Source organism: Psychromicrobium ferritrahens (assembly GCF_043789415.1).
Classification (GTDB): domain Bacteria; phylum Actinomycetota; class Actinomycetes; order Actinomycetales; family Micrococcaceae; genus Renibacterium.
This window is the reverse complement of the sequence record NZ_JBDLLW010000003.1, coordinates 132,126-150,794: the sequence shown is the minus strand read 5'-3', so window position 1 is coordinate 150,794 and position 18,669 is coordinate 132,126. Positions and strand designations below refer to the sequence as shown.

17 protein-coding genes and 1 tRNA gene are annotated in these 18,669 nt (G+C 59.6%); 13 read left to right on the top strand and 5 right to left on the bottom strand.

Annotated elements, in window-relative coordinates:
* The first annotated feature begins 9 nt into the window (after positions 1 to 9).
* Positions 10 to 1,317 (top strand): S8 family peptidase, encoded by a 1,308-nt coding sequence (locus tag ABDK06_RS12725; protein ID WP_394941582.1) that lies wholly within the window; start codon positions 10 to 12, stop codon positions 1,315 to 1,317.
* 31 nt (positions 1,318 to 1,348) lie between these two features.
* Positions 1,349 to 2,791 (top strand): NAD(P)/FAD-dependent oxidoreductase, encoded by a 1,443-nt coding sequence (locus ABDK06_RS12720; protein ID WP_394941580.1) that lies wholly within the window; start codon positions 1,349 to 1,351, stop codon positions 2,789 to 2,791.
* 95 nt (positions 2,792 to 2,886) lie between these two features.
* Here ABDK06_RS12720 and ABDK06_RS12715 read toward each other — a convergent pair whose 3' ends face one another.
* Entirely contained in the window at positions 2,887 to 3,375 is a 489-nt protein-coding gene (locus ABDK06_RS12715) for a HEAT repeat domain-containing protein (RefSeq protein ID WP_394941578.1), read from the bottom strand.
* Positions 3,376 to 3,418: 43 nt separating this feature from the next.
* Between ABDK06_RS12715 and ABDK06_RS12710 the strand changes: the two genes are divergently transcribed.
* A tRNA-Leu gene (locus ABDK06_RS12710) sits at positions 3,419 to 3,495 on the top strand.
* Positions 3,496 to 4,384: 889 nt separating this feature from the next.
* Complete coding sequence (locus ABDK06_RS12705; protein WP_394941576.1) at positions 4,385 to 4,732, top strand: histone-like nucleoid-structuring protein Lsr2; 348 nt, start codon at positions 4,385 to 4,387, stop codon at positions 4,730 to 4,732.
* A gap of 243 nt (positions 4,733 to 4,975) precedes the next feature.
* On the opposite strand, the gene ABDK06_RS12700 is transcribed toward ABDK06_RS12705, so the two are convergent.
* The 3 genes from ABDK06_RS12700 to ABDK06_RS12690 are packed head-to-tail and all read right to left on the bottom strand — an operon-like array spanning position 4,976 to position 7,198.
* Positions 4,976 to 5,836 (bottom strand): LLM class flavin-dependent oxidoreductase, encoded by an 861-nt coding sequence (locus ABDK06_RS12700; RefSeq protein WP_394941574.1) that lies wholly within the window; start codon positions 5,834 to 5,836, stop codon positions 4,976 to 4,978.
* Positions 5,833 to 6,375, bottom strand: a complete 543-nt coding sequence (locus tag ABDK06_RS12695; protein WP_394941572.1) for a hypothetical protein — start codon at positions 6,373 to 6,375, stop codon at positions 5,833 to 5,835. Before ABDK06_RS12695 ends, ABDK06_RS12700 begins: the two co-directional genes overlap by 4 nt.
* Positions 6,356 to 7,198 (bottom strand): alpha/beta hydrolase, encoded by an 843-nt coding sequence (locus ABDK06_RS12690; protein WP_394941570.1) that lies wholly within the window; start codon positions 7,196 to 7,198, stop codon positions 6,356 to 6,358. The genes ABDK06_RS12695 and ABDK06_RS12690 overlap by 20 nt, the downstream gene beginning before the upstream one ends.
* Before the next feature lie 242 nt (positions 7,199 to 7,440).
* Here ABDK06_RS12690 and ABDK06_RS12685 point away from each other — a divergent pair, with 242 nt between their 5' ends.
* From ABDK06_RS12685 to ABDK06_RS12665, 5 genes are all read left to right on the top strand, one after another.
* Positions 7,441 to 8,103 (top strand): hypothetical protein, encoded by a 663-nt coding sequence (locus ABDK06_RS12685; RefSeq protein WP_394941568.1) that lies wholly within the window; start codon positions 7,441 to 7,443, stop codon positions 8,101 to 8,103.
* Between the two features lie 113 nt (positions 8,104 to 8,216).
* Entirely contained in the window at positions 8,217 to 9,392 is a 1,176-nt protein-coding gene (wecB, locus tag ABDK06_RS12680; RefSeq protein ID WP_394941566.1) for a non-hydrolyzing UDP-N-acetylglucosamine 2-epimerase, read from the top strand.
* A gap of 31 nt (positions 9,393 to 9,423) precedes the next feature.
* Positions 9,424 to 10,659: a VCBS repeat-containing protein gene (locus tag ABDK06_RS12675; RefSeq protein WP_394941564.1), complete on the top strand. Its 1,236-nt coding sequence runs from the start codon at positions 9,424 to 9,426 to the stop codon at positions 10,657 to 10,659.
* Positions 10,660 to 10,664: 5 nt separating this feature from the next.
* Positions 10,665 to 12,350: an FAD-binding oxidoreductase gene (locus tag ABDK06_RS12670; protein WP_394941562.1), complete on the top strand. Its 1,686-nt coding sequence runs from the start codon at positions 10,665 to 10,667 to the stop codon at positions 12,348 to 12,350.
* On the top strand, positions 12,347 to 13,519 hold the full coding sequence (locus tag ABDK06_RS12665; protein WP_394941560.1) for an acyltransferase family protein: 1,173 nt from the start codon (positions 12,347 to 12,349) through the stop codon (positions 13,517 to 13,519). Before ABDK06_RS12670 ends, ABDK06_RS12665 begins: the two co-directional genes overlap by 4 nt.
* On the opposite strand, the gene ABDK06_RS12660 is transcribed toward ABDK06_RS12665, so the two are convergent.
* Positions 13,516 to 14,340, bottom strand: coding sequence for a helix-turn-helix transcriptional regulator (locus ABDK06_RS12660; protein WP_394941558.1), 825 nt, complete (start codon positions 14,338 to 14,340; stop codon positions 13,516 to 13,518). The two genes, ABDK06_RS12665 and ABDK06_RS12660, sit on opposite strands and share 4 nt — an antisense overlap.
* A 157-nt stretch (positions 14,341 to 14,497) precedes the next feature.
* Here ABDK06_RS12660 and ABDK06_RS12655 point away from each other — a divergent pair, with 157 nt between their 5' ends.
* From ABDK06_RS12655 to ABDK06_RS12640, 4 genes are all read left to right on the top strand, one after another.
* A complete protein-coding gene (locus ABDK06_RS12655; protein WP_394941556.1) occupies positions 14,498 to 15,946 on the top strand; it encodes an MFS transporter in 1,449 nt (482 codons plus the stop codon).
* 17 nt (positions 15,947 to 15,963) lie between these two features.
* On the top strand, positions 15,964 to 17,148 hold the full coding sequence (locus ABDK06_RS12650) for an MFS transporter (protein ID WP_394941554.1): 1,185 nt from the start codon (positions 15,964 to 15,966) through the stop codon (positions 17,146 to 17,148).
* A gap of 104 nt (positions 17,149 to 17,252) precedes the next feature.
* Positions 17,253 to 17,708: a redox-sensitive transcriptional activator SoxR gene (gene soxR / locus ABDK06_RS12645; protein WP_394941942.1), complete on the top strand. Its 456-nt coding sequence runs from the start codon at positions 17,253 to 17,255 to the stop codon at positions 17,706 to 17,708.
* A 38-nt stretch (positions 17,709 to 17,746) separates the two neighbouring features.
* Positions 17,747 to 18,622: an SDR family oxidoreductase gene (locus tag ABDK06_RS12640; protein ID WP_394941552.1), complete on the top strand. Its 876-nt coding sequence runs from the start codon at positions 17,747 to 17,749 to the stop codon at positions 18,620 to 18,622.
* The last annotated feature ends 47 nt before the right edge of the window (positions 18,623 to 18,669 follow it).

Here is an 18,669-nt window from a genome sequence, read left to right as displayed (position 1 = left end):
CAAAACCCTATGGTCCGAATCGCTCGAAGACACGGCCTCGCCGCTATCGCACTAGCGGTGCCGGGGCTGACTTTGCTGAGCCTGCTGAGCCCCGTCACGGCGATTGCTGACGGGATGCGAAACGGGGAGTACTGGCTCGAGGAATACGGCATTGCGAAGGCTTGGGAGAGCACGAAGGGAGCCGGAGTCAAGGTCGCCATCATCGACAGCGGCGTGGATGGCTCTCACCCGGATCTCCAAGGGGCCGTGGTGGGAGGCACCGATGTCTCCGGGGCCGGCGATGCCGACGGCCAGAAGGGAATCGGCGAGGAACCGGTGCATGGCACCCTGGTGGCCTCCCTGCTAGCTGGAAGAGGTCACGGCGGTAAGCCGGCGGACAGCCCCAAGCCCGATGGCGTGGTGGGAGTCGCGCCGGAAGCTCAGCTGCTGACGATCTCCACTTGGCTGGGCAGCGCCAACCCTTCCGGTAAGAGCATCGACGAGCAGATTCCGGAAGCGGTGCGCTGGGCAGTGGACCAGGGGGCGAAGGTGATCAATATGTCCTTGAGCAGCACTTCACCGGCCTGGCCGGCTAGCTGGGACAGTGCTTTCCTCTATGCGGAGGCTCATGATGTGGTGATCGTCGCAGCGGTCGGCAATCGAGAATCCGGAATGACTCAGGTGGGGGCACCCGCGACCATTCCGGGCGTGGTCGCCGTCGCCGGGCTGAAGAAGGACGGTACCTCCTCGCAGACTTCATCCACCCAGGGCATCACCATTGCGGTCTCCGCTCCGGCTGAGGCGCTGGTGGGCGCGGTTCCCGGAGCCGGCTACGCGAATTGGAGCGGCAGCAGCGGAGCTGCGCCCCTGGTCGCCGGAGTGGCCGCGCTGATCCGCTCGAAGTACCCGGAGATGAAGGCCGCCCAGGTGATCAATCGGATTCTTCGCTCGGCCAAGCCCGCCGGCAGTCCGATTCCGAACAGCACCTATGGTTGGGGTGTCCTGGATGCAGATGCCGCGGTGAACGCCGATGTGGCTCCCGTGACGGTCAGCCCCTTGCCGAGCCTGCAAGACTGGATCACGGTGCATCGGCGCAATCAGCCCAGTTCGACGCCCGCAAAACCCAGCCCCATCCCGAGCAGCAGCGCGGGCCCGACGCTGCCGGAACCCACTACTCCGGTGGCCCTGCCGCCGTCCCAACTCGACTCGGCTTTGCCTGCCACGATCGTGATCGGTTTCGGGGTGCTTCTCGTCCTGGTGCTGCTCGGCGGGACCCTTCATCTGCTGGTTTTGCGACGTCGCTCCGTCACAGAACGGCGATCTCAGAATACTTCGTGAATTTTTTCACAAAGAGCGTTAGACTTGGTTCATGGCTACCACCCCAAAGCTCGAAGACCGTCCTCGCGTGCTCGTGGTAGGCGGCGGATACGTCGGCCTCTACGTTGCCTTCAAACTGCAGAAGAAGATCGCTCAATCAGGTGGCATCGTCACCCTGGTCGATCCGCTGCCCTATATGACTTACCAGCCCTTCCTGCCCGAGGTGGCAGGCGGCAATATCGAACCCCGGCATGCCGTGGTCTCCTTCCGCAAGCACCTGCCTCAGACCGAGTTCATTCAGGGTAAGGTCACCAAGGTCGATCACGAGAGCCGCAAGGCCGTGATCGAACCCGCTGACGGCGGTGCTGCTTTCGAGATCCCGTATTTCGACGTCGTGATGGCCGCTGGCTCGATCACCCGCACCTTCCCGATCAACGGACTCGCCGAGCAGGGGATCGGCCTGAAGACCATCGAGGAAGCTGTCACTCTGCGCAATCAGGTGGTGGAGCGAATCGAACTGGCTTCCACCGAGACCGATCCGGCGAAGCGCAAGCGCGCGCTGACCTTCGTCGTCGTCGGGGGCGGCTTCGCGGGTGTTGAGACCATCGGCGAGCTCGAGGACCTGGCCCGCAATGTGGCCTCCAAGAACTCACGGATCGACGTCGAGGAACTGCGCTTCGTACTGGTCGAGGCGATGGGCCGGATCATGCCCGAGGTCACCGAGAGCCAGGCCGAATGGGTCGTTGAGCACTTGCGCTCGCGGAATATCGAGGTACTGCTGAACACCTCTCTAGCCGACGCTGACGGTGGACGCTTGAAGCTGATCAATATGCCCGATAAGTCAGCAGCTGACGAATTCGAGACCGACACCCTGATCTGGACCGCCGGTGTGCAGGCCAACCCGGCTGCGAAGAACACCGACTTCCCACTGGACGAGCGGGGTCGGATCAAGGCTGGTGCTGACCTACGGATCACCGGTGAATTCGGTCCCCTGGAAAACGCCTGGACCGCTGGTGACGTCTCCGCGGTACCTGACCTCAGCGGCGGCGGTGTCGGCGGGTTCTGCGTGCCGAACGCACAGCACGCGATTCGTCAGGCCAAGCGGTTGTCGAAGAACCTCTGGGCCTCCCGCTGGGATAAGCCGCTCAAGGACTATAAGCACAAGACTCTCGGCGCTGTGGCAGGCCTGGGGCTGTGGAAGGGTGTGGCCAAGGTTGGCAAACTCGGTTTCCGGGGACCGCTGGCCTGGCTGATGCACCGTGGTTACCACGGCTTGGCGATGCCGACCTTCGAGCGCAAGGTCCGGGTGATCTGGAACTGGATTCTGAGCTTCTTCATGGGGCGTGATATCGCTTTGCTGATGGATCTGGATCAGCCTCGGGCGGCCTTCCGCGCTGCGGCTACTCCGGCTCCTAAGCCGGCCGCTGCTGCCAACCCGGAGGCTGCCAAGCCGGTCGCTGCTTCGGAGAGCAAAGAGCCGGCAGAAGCTAAATAACTCTCTTTCAGTAGGCGTCGCAGTTCGCTGCGGCGCCTACTGTTTTTGTCACTGGGGTGGAAAGCTGGCCTTAGGGCTCGTCGGCAGGGCTGTTTTTAGTCAAAGCTGCGTTCAAGCCGGGATTCGAGTGTCTGCACGGCTTGCTGTGCTGCTCGCTGAACTTGAGCTTCGACGTCGTCCTTCAGGTCTTTGAGAGCTTTGGCGTGTTCCGCTTCCCCCACTTGACCCAGCGCGCGGGCCGCGGCTGCGCGTACCCGGGGGACCTGATCGGTGAGCAGCGGGCTCAGCTGATCCGTACCGATCTCTCGGTAGCGGCAGACCTTGGCGCACATTTCGCGCACCCGCCAGAACTCTGAACTGAGGCCCTCTACGACCGGTTCGACGCAGTCCTCATGCCACAGATAAAGACATGCTCTGGCTCCCCAGGTAGGCAGCCAATAGGGTTTCCACCCGGTGGTGCCAGCGAAGGTATGGATGTCGATCTCCGGGATCTCGCCGTGCAGCAGCGTGATGATGCCTTCGATCATCGGCTCGTAGCCATAACGAGCCAGCCCCTGTTCGATTAAGACGGAGGGGTGAGTCATGGCTAAAGTGTAGAGGGCAGGATCTTGTTAGACTAGACGCTGCGCCCCAGTAGCCCAATCGGCAGAGGCAACAGACTTAAAATCTGTTCAGTGTGGGTTCGAGTCCCACCTGGGGTACCAGAATTGCCTGACTCGCTCGCTGCGGAACCGCAAGCAGTATCGTGAGTGGGCTGGTTGCCGAGGAATGCGTTGAAGAGTTCCGCCGTGAGGCGAGGCTTCTTTTCACGTTCTTCCGTCCGGGGAGTTGCCCGACAGTTTCAGTCGGTCCATTGCCAACTCGAGGGCTTGGTGTAGATAGTGAGAAAAGGCAAAACACTAAGTGGGTTGCACCTCTGATAATAATGACTTTTCTAGGAGCCCCGGGGTGCGGTATCACGCCAATCGTGAATTCTTTCGGTTCGCTCACTCCGGCGATGACAGCAAATAAAACGTCCCCGGAATCTACGACCTCGCAGCCGAGCCCTGATTTTCTCTTTCATCCTCTGATGAGTGCGGCGATCTTTTGGAAAAAAACCCTGAGCTCGGGAACGAAGAATCGAAGCGCGGGGGACTGGTCATCGACTACAAGGTGGCGGTCCGGATAAGTTTTTCTTCGAAAACTCCACAGAATACACAAAGCTCTTGCTGGTTCTGGTGTGCGACAAGGACGTTACTCACAGCGTCGTTCCAGGAAACCTCTCTCAGACCGAATTTCCAGGGACCTGGCGTGGCTCTTGCGGTGCCCCGATCATCAATTGCTATCTCACCCCGACTTATGATCCCCGAGACGCCGCGCAAGTTCCCGCTTATATCGCAGTAGAGACGCCAGTAAATACGAATTATTACCTCTCCGTCTACTGGATTCCAATTTCTCCCCTTAGTTTTAAGTGACGTTGAGTTCGTTAGGGATGGCCCAGAAATGAGAGCCATGCAGATTTATTTCTCGTCCTAGCGAACTGTGCGGAACAGATTGCCCAGGCACATCGTTGGTGGTATCGAGTGGTAAATAATCAATCTATGAGGAGTGAGTATGGCCCAGAAACGTGTTGTTGAGTTAATTGATGATCTGACCGGTAAAGCAACGACAGACGGTCAGACTGTCAGGTTCGGCTTTGACGGCGTCGAATATGAGATTGATCTTTCGCCGAAGAACGCCAAGAAGTTGACGGATACCCTTGCGCCATACCTGGAGAAGGCTCGCCGAGTGCGTCAGGGACGGCGGAAGGGAAGCTCCACCAGTTCCAGCAGTTCCAGCAGCAACGACAAGGAGCGCCTGCAGGAGATCCGCCTCTGGGCACAGCAGAACGGTCATCAGGTTGCTAACCGTGGGCGGATCAAAGCTGAGATCATCCAGGCCTTTGAACAGGCCAAAAACTAGCAGGTTATTGAACCTGAGGTAGTTCCTGCAGCATTCGTTCCGGCACACCATGATCCGAGAACAGCCTGCGGATATCTGCGATGCTCTGGGAGTAGCCCTCTGTTCCGTTCTTGCGCAGAACGCGCAGCAGGAGGGTTATCTGTGGTTGATCAGTTTTCGGTCGATCGTCCGGCGGTGGCTGGATGCACGCTCAAAATCGGTGTCCATCATCCGCACCCGGTCATCGGTGATGCCCCAGACCAACTAGAGCTCCGCGGCGAGAGCCTTGAGCGCCCAACTCGCGGCGTCGGGTGCGGGCTCCGGATGGGTGATCATGATTTCTTCCGCGCCGGTGCGCTCGGAGAGCTGATGCAGTTGCTCGGCGATTCGATCCGGTGTGCCGGTCACAATGGCCGCCCGATTCCGCTGCATCAGGTCTTCTAAGGAGGGGTCGAAATTCTCCGGGTCATCAGTGGCTCGGGGCAGTGGCTCATTGACTCCGAGGTCCTTTCTGGACCGCCACCTCAGAAATCGCCGGGCGGCGTCCTCGGCCTGCTGGGCTGAAGGTCCGGTGACGATTCTGACGCCGAGGATCCGTGGCCTTCCAGGGTCCAGGGCAAGCAGGCTCTGCTCAGCAGAACCCGGATTGAAAAAGTGCCCGTGGACGAATCCCACATCCAGCGCATTGGCCAGCTCAGCCGAGCGAGGGCTGGTTCCTAGCACCCAAGAAGGAATTTCGGCTGTTCGCATCATCCGGGTGAACTGGTCGATGTGTCCTAAGTAGAGAGATTGCTCCGCATTGGCCCTGCCAGTGCCGGCCTCCACTCGGCCGGGGTGCAGGTTATTGAGCGCTATAAATGCCTCTCCGATGGTGTTGGGGCTGTGGAATCCGATCAGTACGCCACCGGTGCCTACTTTGATCTGCTGGGTTCGCTCGAGCACCGCTGAAGCTAGGACCAAGGGCGAATTTCCGGCAAACGCGGCGTGTCCGCGATGTTCCGCGAACCACACCCGGGCATAACCCAGTTCCTCTGCCAGTACCGCGTAGTCCACCGAGGAGCGCAAGGCCTCATGCCTGGTCCGCGCAGCGGACAGCGGGGACTGGTCAAGGATCGAAAGCTTCACCTGATGAACCCGGTGCCGTGCAAAGGCTGAATTGCGCTGGTCGCCGGGACAATGCGGTAGTCGGCATAGAAAACCAGATTGTGCAGTTCTGCCTCCGCGATCGCCCGCAGCACCGGCAGCTCCGCCTTGGCCTGCTCGTCAGTGAAAACATTGAGCGGCCATTCCCGCACCGTGCCACCCCTCAGGTGCGGGTGATGAAAGCCCACTCCGTAATAGGCCAGCAGAGTGATAGGAGGCAGATTGAGTTCTTTTTGCTCGTTCCAGTTCAGCGTCCAGGACCGCAGCAGGCTCAGTTCTTGATCGCGCACAACTCCGCTATCCGCGATGGTTCCTTGACCGAGTAACAAGCCGTCATTGATCTCTTCCAGGGCTTGCAGGCTATAAGGAGCCAGTAACTCGGTGGTATCTCGAAAGAGCCGCTCTTTTTCCGGTCTGCTGGTGGCGCCGCCATGATTGCTGTCCCGGAGGTCGGCAAAATGCCGTCGCAAAGCCCCGATGTGGGTTGCGGAATCATCGACTCTAGGTATTGAGACTGTCATCTTGGGTTCCTTTTGAGAAGTAATGATTGGTTTCTGCTGCGACCCAATCCAGCACGGGGGAGCGCAGGATCGGAGTTGATTGAAGGAAATCTCCGTGATGGACGTTGCCGAGCTCTGCTAGCCGAACCGTCACCCCGGCTTCTTTCAGATTCGAGGAATACCGGCGGACGTCATCTCGTACCGGATCACTCTCGCCCACGATAAGGCTGACCGGTGGGCTCGCCGAAAGGTCCGGCAAGAGGATGGGGGAGATGGGAATCTGCGGCGCTCGCTCAGTTCCCCGATAGGCCTCCCAAGCCGCTACAAGATCGGCGCGGTGCGGAAATCTGCCGCTCTGCTGATAAGAAGGCTTACTGCATTCGGGGTCCAGTGGAGGGTAAGCCAACACTGCTGCGTCGATCAGATCCGGTCGGCAGAGCGAAGCTGAGGCCGCGATGGTCCCTCCGGCGCTGTCTCCACCCACCACTACGGGCACCTCGGGGGCATTCAACTCCCTGATCACGTTGACCGCAGTGAGCAGCTCCGAGGTCTGGGTGGGATGCGTGAATTGTGGGGCCAGGCTGTAGCGGACGCTGATCAGAGTTCCTTCCAGCAGCTGGGCGAGAGTGCTGAAGGAGGAATGCCATTGCTCCACCGAACCTCGGATCCAACTTCCACCATGTGTCCAAATAAGACAAGGCCCTGATAGTCCCGCGTGACCGTATGACCTTACGCTCACTCGCCCTCCTCGACGATCTTCGAGGAGGTGATCACTCCACGGAACGGCGCGGCGGATGGCTCCAAAGGAGCTGTCTGCGGGCGTGGGGGAGGTGCTTTTGAGCATGCTCCAATCTTTCCGTATCTCTCGTCGAGCTGCCCGCCCCTGCCGTGCCTAGCACTGACGTGGATAGGCAGAGGGATGGTATCTTGTGTAAATTCACCACTACACAGGAATTACACAGGAACGCGGGGGATTCACGGGTTTTCCGGTGTATATCAAGCTTTTATGGAATGTCTAAATTCGTTTGATCTGTATCGGGAGTAGTCATGAGTGGTACTACCAGAGAACGATCAATAGATTTCGGTGTGGATCATTTGGCAGGAAATCTGCTGATCGCCGTCGAAAATTATTTGATCCCCGCTAAATCTGTCATTGTCAATCTTTCCGATACCCCGGCATTTATTGGTGGGCGTCCCAAAGGATATCTTCCAGCAAGGCAATCGACCGTCGTCGAGAACACAGAACTCACGGCGGACCTGGCTTTATCAATAGCGCTTCCTTCCCCTAAGACCTCGGAACAAGAATTTCGTGAGGCCCAGTGGGTGGACTTTTATGGTGACTCGGCTCAAGGCGGGGCAAACATCCCCGTTTTGCTCAAGTCTCCCCAAACAGCGGTGACCGAAGTGGAGATGGATCCCTATAGGGCAACCTCCGGCACGAGCAAGCGCGCAGAATACTTTCAGATCAAGCTGAACCTTTGGTTCAGCCCCGCTGGAACTGACTGCGGTATTCACAACCAGCACGACTTTCTGGAAGTGCATACTCAGATCAGCGGCATAGGCGCAATGCAGAAGTTTGAAGATCCCACCGCCCCGACTCCCTATGAGGAACAGCTGATGGCGGTCGGAGCCACCAGTCCCTCGCCTTTTTGTGAGTACGAGGATGGTTCTTTTAGCTATCCCTGGCATCAATACAAAGCAGTGACCGATTCAGTCTGGCTCGCTATCGAATATCACCGAGCTCAGTAATAAGAATTTTTTCCCTGCAAGACCATCCACACCGATGTGGTCGAGCTTTTGCTCACCACTCGGTTTTTTTATGCGCGATACACCTGAAAACTCTCCTTAGGAAGGATGAATCAGTGAAAAAAATAGGCATTATTTTCGGCACTCGGCCGGAAGCAATAAAGTTTGCCCCCATCATCCGCGAGATGGAGATGGACCCCCGGTTTGAACTGCGTCTTATTTCCACTGGGCAGCACCGGGAGATGCTCGATCAGACCATGGGGGAATTTGGCATTACCCCCGACGTCGACCTCGCCGTGATGACTCCGGGCCAGACGCTAACGGGTATCACCCACCGAATTCTGGAACGTCTGGAAGTAGGAAATCACCTCGCAGGCCTTGACGGGCTCTTAGTCCACGGCGACACCGCGACAACTCTCGCCGGGGCGATAGCGGGAGCACAGGCGCAGGTTCCGGTAATACACGTGGAAGCCGGCTTGCGCAGCGGTTCCCTGGCTTCTCCCTTCCCTGAGGAGGCCAATCGTAAGTTGGTCGGCCAGATCGCGGCGCTTCACTTGGCCCCCACACCGAGCAACGCAGCAAATCTGATCCGCGAAGGCATTCCGGAAAACACCATCGTGGTCACCGGGAACACCATCGTCGATGCCCTGAGGTGGGGCACCAGCGTAAAAACCGAATACAGCGATCCTCGGCTGCAAAATCTGGCCAGTGACTCACGACGGGTCATCGTGGCGACTACGCACCGTCGTGAGAGTCATGGCCAGCCCATGGTCGAGATCGCCCATGCTCTGGCTTCCCTGGCGGAGCGCAACGATATCCATATCGTGGTCCCTCTGCACCTGAACCCGAAGGTGCGTGATGTGCTGGGCCCGATCCTTCGACACGTGCCGAATATCAGCCTGGTGGAGCCGCTGCCGTATCTCGAGTTCTGCCAGCTCCTGCAGCACGCTGACATCCTGCTCTCGGATAGCAGCGGGGCTGAAGAAGAAGGCCCGGCCTTGGGCAAACCTACGCTGGTGCTTCGCGATAGATCAGAGCGAAGCGAATCCCTGCTCACCGGCAGCTCCGCTTTGGTGGGGCGGGAACGCACCCTGATCCACAACGCGGTGTGCGCCCTGCTGGACGACCCGGAGGCTTATTTGGCGATGGCCTCGGCGCTCAACCCCTACGGTGACGGGATGGCGGCTCGCCGCAGCGTCGAAGCCATTGCCCATTTCTATGCTCTAGGCCCGGCAACCCGGCCCTTCGTTCCCGGAGCGCACGAGCCACTGCTCGCTGATTCCGTCATTTAGTCATCCCCTCAAGGATTGGAAGAACCACACGATGAGCAATATCTCTCACCTGACCTTGCCGAAATTCGCTCAGAGCACCGTCACCGAGTATCTTCGAGACGGCTACTGGCTCGAGGCGCCGGATGTGACCGGTACCGGCACCCCAGACCTTGTGGGCTATGGCCTCAAAGTGGGCGAGATTTACTGGTATGAAAACCCGAGCTGGGAAAAGCGTCTCGTCATCGACAAGATCAAAGAGCCCGTCGGAATGGACTTCGGCAATATCACCGGAGTCGGCGGAGACGATCTCGCCGTCTGCTATCAGCTGTACGGCCCCGGCGGCACCATTCATCACGCCGATCCCGAAGGCGGCAAGATCGACTGGCTGCAGAACCCCGGTCCGGAAGGTCTCAAGGCCGGTGAGCGATGGAAGCGCAGATACGTCGGCCGAGCCACCGGCATGCACCGTTTGCGGATCGGGCACTTCACCCGTACCGATCGCTTGCAAATCATGGGATTCCCCATCGTCGCAGTGGAAAGCGTGCACTCCGTGCTCCCCGTGGTGCTCTTCACCTCCCCGGAAGACCCAGAGACGGATCAGGAGTGGCAGAAGGAGACCATTTCCGACAGCGATTTCAGGATGATCCACGGCGTGGCCAAAAAACCAGGCGTCATTCCCGGCTCATCCCTCGACTCGATCCTGATGGCCTCGGATGAGGGCGTCACCTGGCTCTACTGGAACGAAGCCACCCAGCAATGGGCCTGGGAGCATATCGGAGAAGGGGAGCTGGGACAGTTCGCCCAGACCACCTTCAAAGGCAGCGGAGATCTCGACGGCGGCAGAATCGGCGACGATCCACTCGCCTATGTGGCCGCCATCGAACCCTTCCACGGCAATAAGGTCGCGGTCTACGTTCGGAATAAGGAGACTCCCGGCTGGACCAGATTCCTGCTCGACACCTACGGCGATCCGAACGAGAACGGTGAAGGCCCGGGCCACTCGGTGATGTGCCGGGATTTCGACGGCGACGGCGATGACGAGTTCCTGATCGGCCTGCGCGGGCCCGATCCTTGGCAAGGAGTCATCTACTACAAGGCCATTGACCTGCAGCGCGGGCTCTTCCTCAAGTGGAAGGTCGCCGAGGAATCCACCGCCCGGATCGTGAGCGCGGATTTCGACGGCACCGGAACACCCGATTTCGCCACCATCTCCTACTCGGTTGAACACTACTTCGTCGCGCCAAAGGCAAAAATCACCCTTCACCCCAATCTCACACGAGAGGGATAACCACGATGATTAGCTCTGATAACTTCTCTCGCCGGGGGCTGCTGGCTACCGGGGGAATCACCGCACTGCTCGCCGCGACCACGGCAACCCCGGCTCAGGCAGAACCCGCTACCAGCATCCCGAGACCTTCCACGGGCTCGATGGTCACCAAAGTGGTGCCCGGGGATCCTCGGTTTCAGGGTCTGCGGACCGGGAACAACCAGCGCTTCAAAGCGACGCCCGATTACGTCCGGCTGATCACCGACACCAAGGACGCCGTCAACGCCGTCCAGGAAGCGGTCAACCGGAACAAGCGGGTCTCGATCAGGGGAGGCGGCCACTGCTTCGAGGACTTCGTCTGCAACCCCGCCATCGAGGTCATCCTCGATACCTCCCCGCTGAACCGGATCTACTTCGATCCGCAGATGAAGGCCTTCGCCGTCGAACCCGGTGCCAGGCTGATCAATGTCTACGAGACTCTGGCGAACAACTGGGGGGTCACCATTCCCGGCGGCATCTGCTACAGCGTCGGCGTCGGCGGCCACATCGCCGGTGGTGGGTACGGTTTGCTCTCCCGCAGTTATGGCCTGGTGGTCGATCATCTCTACGGCGTCGAAGTCGTCACTATCGACCAGCGCGGCACGGCAAAAGCCGTAGTGGCCACCCGAGACAGCACCGGGCCGCTCAAAGACCTGTGGTGGGCGCACACCGGAGGTGGCGGCGGCAACTTCGGTGTGGTGACCAAATACTGGTTCAAGTCAGTCGGAGCACAGGGCAGCGATCCCGCTGAACTCCTGCCGAAGGTGCCAGAAAAGGTCCTGGTCTCCACCTACGCGATCCCTTGGGACGGCGTCACACCGGAGAAGTTCCGCAAGATCATCAAGAATTTCAGTTCCTGGCACGAAGCCCACAAGAATCCGGGTACTCCGGAATCACATCTGAGCAGTTTGTTCAATGTCAGCCACAAGGCGCACGGCAGTCTGGGCATCTTCACCCAGATCGATGCTGCGGTGCCCCACGCGCGTCAGGTGGTCGACGAGTACAACAGGGCGCTGCTGGCGGGCACCGGGCTCAGCCCGGAATCCCTGACCAAGCCGGTGGGGGAGCTACCCGCAATGCCAGGCCTGGCCGAACCGCGAGAGCTGCCCTGGCTGCAAGCCACCAAACTGGTGGGTACCAATAATCCGACGATCACCAACCCTACCTCTCGCGGCGTCCACAAATCCGCCTACCTCAAGCGGTCCTTCAGCGACGCCCAAGTCGATGTGCTGTACCGTCAGATGACCCTGCCCGGCTTCAGCAATCCGGACACCATGCTGGTGCTGTTCTCCTTCGGCGGAGCGGTCAACGCCGTTGCGGAGAATGCCACCGCCAATGCACAACGCAGTTCGGCCTTCAAGATGTGTCTGCAGACCTTCTGGGCCGATGAAAAAGACGACGCCTACTACCAGGGCTGGGAACGCGAGACCTTTCAGGGCATGTTCGCGCAGACCGGCGGCGTGCCGGTGCCGAATGATGCAGCAGATGGCTGCTACATCAACTACCCGGACAAAGATATGCGCGATGCCAAGCACAATAAGTCGTCGACTCCGTGGTCAACCCTCTATTACAAGGGGAACTATCCACGCCTTCAGCACACCAAAGCGCAGTGGGATCCGCGGAACTTCTTCCGGCACTCCCTCTCCATTGAACCTGCAAGGGGATCGAAATGAGCACAGCCACACCCAGTCTTGCTAAGCTGCCAACCCTCACCGGGCTGAGGTTCTTCGCAGCACTCAGCGTGTTCTTCTTCCACATCACGCTCTCCAATTCGCCCATACCGCCGAACAACCCAATCAATCCCTTCGCCGATGCCCAACTCGGAGGAGCCTTGGAGACCATCTTCAGCAAGGCGGGTTATCTGGGGGTCTCCTTCTTCTTCATCCTCTCCGGCTTCGTGATCGCCTGGAGCTATAAGGACGGCGAGAAGAACACCGCGTTCTGGCGCCGCAGGTTGGTAAAGATCTTCCCCAACCACATCGTGATGTGGATTGTCGCAATGGTGCTCTTCGCCGCTGCGATCACCTCTCCGGCAGGGTATCTGAGTAATCTCTTCCTGTTGAACTCTTTCGTTCCCGACGGTTCGATCTATGTTGCGGTCAATCCGCCGTCCTGGACGCTATGCAGTGAATTGCTGTTCTACATGCTCTTCCCGCTGCTCTACGTGCTGGTCAAGAAGATCAAGGTCCAGCGGCTCTGGCTCTGGGCCGGGCTGATGGTGGTTGGCATCCTCGCGGTGGCGCTGATCACTCAGTTCGTGATTTCCGACTCACCCAAATCGGCGCTGACGCCAATCTCCACCCTGCAGTTCTGGTTCGGCTATATCTTCCCGGTCCCACGGCTTTTTGAGTTCGTGCTCGGTAGCATTCTGGCTCGCCTGGTGATGCAAGGAGTCAGGGTCCGGCTGAACCTGCCGGTCACCTTGCTGCTCTGCCTGGGAGGTTACTTGCTGGCCTACTGGGTGCCCTTCACCTTCTCCTTCACGGCCGCCATGGTGGTTCCGTTGGCACTGCTGATCGTGGTCGCGGCCGGGCGGGATGCCGATGGCAAGCTTGGTGTGCTGGCGTCGAAGCCCATGCAGTTCCTGGGCAATATCAGCTTCGGGTTCTACCTCTGCCAAGGTGTCACGATCTTCTACGCCAGGATCGCGATGGGCAATGGAACCTATCCCACTTGGCTGGCCATCCTGACGATTATCGGCTTGTTCCTGCTGACCTTGCTCGGTGGCTGGTTGCTGTACACCTTCGTGGAGATGCCGGCGATGCGGCGCTGGGCTAGACCGCGAAGCATCGCAAAGCCGACTCCCGCACCCGTTAGGCAGCTTCAGGAGGAAGTCTCCTAGGCCGAAAGCAGCCCCTTGAGTGCAGTTTCCGATGAACTCCCAGCAACAGCGGTATAGGTGAGCAGCCGGTGCCCCGAATCATCGGGCATCGAAAGGACTTCATAGTCCAGCTCCAGCTGTCCGCACCGAGGATGATTGAGGATCTTCATGCCAGACATGCAATTGTCCACTGGATGCTCCGACCACATGGTCGCGAACTCCGGGCTCTTCAGGGTCAGTTCCCCGACGAGCGCCGCTAGCTGGGAGTCATTGGAAAATCTGCCAGACAACAGTCTCAAGGAGGCAACCGCTCGGCTGGCCTCTAGTCTCCACTGGGGGTACAGGTCGCGAGTCCGGGGGTCCAGGAACAGCATCCGGGTCAGGTTTGGACGGCTGGCCGGTTCCTGGGGATCAGCGAAGTCAAGATGGCTACCCACCAGAGCGTGTCCCAGTTCGTTCCAGGCCAGCACCTCGGAGCGCTTACCGAGCAAGAGCGCGGGGACATCGGTCATGCTCTCGATCAACCTGAGGGTTCCAGGCCTGGCGAAGTCAGGCTTGGAGGTGGGCCGGGAGATCCCCTTCCGCTTAGTGCCGGCGAGGTCGTACAGATGCTGCCGTTCGACTTCGCTCAGAGCCAGGGCCCTGGCCAGGGAATCGATCACCGAATCGGAGGCGTTCAGATGCTGACCCTGTTCGAGACGGGTGTAGTAGGTCACGCTGACCCCCGCCATCATGGCCACCTCTTCACGCCGGAGACCGGGAACCCGTCGGCTGCCGTATTCAGCCAGACCGACGTCCTTAGGGGTCAGCGAGGCACGGCGCTTGCGTAGAAAGGTACCCATAGTTTTTGTGTCATCCATATATTGAGTATCCACCAGCCGGGAGGCCTGAGCCTAGCACTCTTATTGCTACCCACAGCTCGGCATGGATGACTGAGGCGAGTTGAGAGACGGTTAGAGCAAGGATTTATCCAAGCCCACAACACGTAAAGGGACCGACATGACTCAAAACGATGTCTCCTCGAGACTAGATGCCCCTGCTGCAGCAGAATCCAGCAGGATGTCCGGCAAGCAGCGGCTTATCCTGATCTTGCTGCTCACCGCGAGTTTCACCCTCGCGGTGGACTTCTCGATTTTGAACGTGGCCTTGCCGCGGATCGGAGCCGAGGTGGGATTCTCGCTGGAACACCTGCAGTGGATCGCCACGGCCTTCGCGCTCTGCGCAGCGGGGTTCACGCTCTTCTTCGGCCGAGTAGCCGACATCTTCGGACGTAAGCGGCTGTTCATCTCGGGAATGGTGCTGCTGGGAGTAGGTTCCCTGGCAGGTGGGCTGGCCACCGAACCGGTAACCCTACTGATTGCCAGGATCGCCCAAGGTCTAGCCACTGCCGCCGTCACACCGGCAGCCCTTTCGCTTCTCACCACCTCCTTCCCGGAGGGCAAGCTGCGGGATAAGGCGCTCGGTCTCAACGGTTCCCTGATGGCAGCGGGATTCACCGCGGGAGCCATCCTCGGCGGCCTGCTGACCGATCTGCTGAGCTGGCGCTGGGCTTTCTTCATCAATGTCCCGGTGGCACTGTTCGTGATCATCTTCGCGCCCAAGGCACTCACCGAAGCCGCCAAGAAGACCGGCACCAAACTTGACCTGCCGGGCGCAATCACCGTCACCCTGGCATTGCTGCTGCTGGTCTTCGGGCTCACCACCGCGGGTGCCAGCGGTTGGGGCGATTTCTACGCCTGGGGCCCGCTGGCGGCCGGTGCGGTGCTGTTGCTGGTTTTCTATTTCATCGAACGACGAACCACTAACGCCCTGGTGCCGGTGATCATCCTGAAGCGGAACAACATCAGCTGGGGCAATATTGCCGGCCTGCTGGCGTTCGCGACTGAGACCTCCCTGGTGTTCGTGCTCACCCTCTATCTGCAGGAAGTTCTGGGCTACACCCCGCTCGGCGCTGGCCTGTCCTTCGCCGTACTGGGCCTCGGCACCGTGCTCGGAGGTATCCTGGCGCCCCGGATCATCGGAAAGATCGGCAGTAAGAACACCATCATCGTGGGGATGACCGTGCAGGCGGCGGCAACGGCGTCTTTATTGTTGATCGGCACGAATCCTTCCTCGATCGTTATCATTTTGATCTCGACCTTCATCGGCGGAGTCGCCAACCTGGCTGCCATTGTCGGGTTCATGGTCACTGCGACCACCGGGCTGCCGAACGAAGAGCAGGGGCTGGCCACCGGACTGACCACGATGAGTCAGCAGGTCGGCATTACGATGGGCATCCCGGTGATGAGCACCATTATCACCGCTGCTGTTGCAGTGCACGGCAGTCACACCGCTGACAATGTGCTCAGCGGCGTGCTCAGCGCCATCGGGATCAATGCCCTGCTCTGCATCGCCACCGCACTTCTGATCGGCCTGTTCCTGCGGAAACCAAAAACCGCTCAACTCTAAAAACTCATGGAGAAATCATGCCTATAGGGCTTCTGGCACTCACCATTGGATCGTTCGGCATAGGTCTGACTGAATTCGTCATTCTGGGATTACTTCCCCAGGTGGCCGAAGATTTCGGCGTCGACATTCCAACCGCGGGCCATCTGGTCTCTGGATATGCGATCAGCGTGGCCATCGGGGGAGTCTTCATTACCGCATTGGCCAGCGGCCGGAAGCCTAAGCATGTACTGATGCTTCTCATGGGCCTGTTCATCGTAGGGAACTTCGTCTCGGCGATCGCGGACAGCTACACAGTGATGTTCATCGGGCGGGTGATCGCAGCGCTCTGCCATGGTGCATTCTTCGGAGTCGGTGCGGTGCTCGCGGCGACCATGGTGCCGCCTCATCGGAAGGCGGCAGCCGTCTCGCTGATGTTCGCGGGATTGACCACCGCAAATGTGCTGGGTGTGCCCTTTGGTACCTTCATCGGGCAGAGCTTCGGTTGGAGATCGACTTTCTGGTGCATCACGGTGATCGGTGTGATCGCACTGTTCGGTATCGGTCTCCTGGTAAAGAACGTGGAGACCAGCCGGACGAGCAAACTCCGCGATGAGATCAGGGCATTCAGGAATCCTCAGGTGTGGTTCTCGATTTTGATCACTGTCTTCGGGTTCGGGGCGATGTTCGGTACCTTCACCTACATCGCCCCGATGCTGACCGATATCGCGGGCTTCCCTGAAGGGGCGATTCCGTGGATGCTGGTCGTCTTCGGCCTGGGCCTCTTCGTCGGGAACATCCTGGGTGGTCGAGCGGCCGATCGGGCGCTCAGTAAGACCCTTTTCATCTTGCTGGCTTCTCTGACCTTGATTCTGCTGGTCTTCAGTCCGGCCTTGCACTTGCCCTGGACCGCTGTCATCGTGCTGTTCCTGCTGGGTACCGTCGGTTTCGCGGCTGTGCCGGGGATGCAGATCCGGGTGCTGAACTTCGCCCATGAAGCCCCGACTCTGGCTTCCGGAGTGAATATTTCAGCTTTCAACCTGGGCAATGCCATCGGTGCCTATCTGGGTGGTCTTACTATCGCCGCGGGTTTCGGAGTCAGCTCACCCAGCTTGGTCGGTGCAGCGCTCGCTGCCATCGCTCTGCTGCTCCTGCTCACCGCCACCCTGGTCCAGAAGAAGACCAAAGCCGCCGATCCCGAACTCAAGGTGGTGACGGCGCCCTGAAAAGGTTATCGACCAGAGCACTGGAGTCGGGAGCCTCACACCTGTTCTGACCTCCGACGCGAGCTGGAAACCTCGAGTAAAGTTGAGGTCGAAGGAGGGTCATGATGCCTTTAGGGCCAGAGGATCTGCTGACCGTCGGTGAGGTCTCCCGGCGCACCGGGGTCTCGGTCTCTGCGCTGCATTTCTACGAGAACCAAGGGCTGATCTTCGCCGAGCGGACTTCTGGAAATCAGCGTCGCTACCCGCGTCATATGTTGCGTCGGATCTCTCTGCTGCTGGTAGCCAAACGTCTGGGCATTCCGTTGGCCGAAGTGGCAGAGCTCTTCGCCGAGCTGCCGAGGGATCGTGTGCCTAAGAAAAGGGATTGGGACCGTATCTCACGGCACTGGAGATCGCATCTTGAAGCTCGGCGTCAGGAAATCGAACGTCTGGAGAGCGAACTGGCGGGCTGCATCGGCTGCGGCTGCTTATCGATGAGTCGGTGCCGCTTGCTCAATCCCGCGGATAAGCTCGGAAAGGACGGTTCCGGGGCGCGGCTCTTAATGCCTTTGGAGGGCTAGCCCCAATCGTGGCTCGGGCCCCTTGGTAGGGTGAGGGAATGGCTCGTCAGTCAGCTTTGCCCCTGCAAGGGCGGAACGTTTTGATCACCGGGGTGTCTCGACGTCAGGGCATCGGATTCGCCACCGCCAAGCGTTTGGCCGAGCAAGGCGCTCATTTATTCATCCAGCATTACAGCCCGCACGACGCCGCACGCCCCTGGGGAGCCGACGATCAGTCAGCGCTCGCCGCCGAACTCCGGGCCGCTCAAGTAGCGGATGCCAGCTTTGCTGAGAACTCGGTGAACCTGGCCGAGGCTGGAGCGGCTGAGAAGCTGATCGATACCGCGGTCGCCGCCCTGGGTAGGATCGACGTGTTGATCTGCAATCACGCCAGATCCGGCAGCGATGGCTCGATCTTTGAGATGACCGCGGAACTCCTTGATACGCATTGGCAGGTCAATGCCCGCTCAACGCTGCTGCTCACTAGGTATTTCGCCGAGCAGTACGCACCTCGACCCGCTCGGCGAACTGAACGCGGGGTTCGGCAGCCCTTTGAACGGCTCGACGAATTCCAGACCGCTCGGGTGATCTGGCTGACCTCCGGTCAGCTGGACGGACCAATGCCCGGAGAAGTCTCCTACGCCGCTTCCAAGGCAATGCTCGCTGGGCTGACCGGCACTGTCGCTGCGGAACTGCTCAGCCGAGGGATCCTGCTCAATACAGTCAATCCCGGGCCGGTGAATACCGGATATATGGACCGAGAGAGCTCTGACCGCCCTCTTGATGGCTTGACTGAAATCCTTGGCAAGTTGCCCTTCGGTCGGCTGGGTGTGCCCGATGACCCTGCTCGATTGATCTGCTGGCTGGTCAGTGATGAGGGGCGCTGGATGGTCGGTCAGGTACTCACCAGCGACGGCGGGTTCCGGCTGGTCTGATTCGGCGGTGCGCCGGGCGAGAACCCCGGTTTTTACGGAACCTTGAC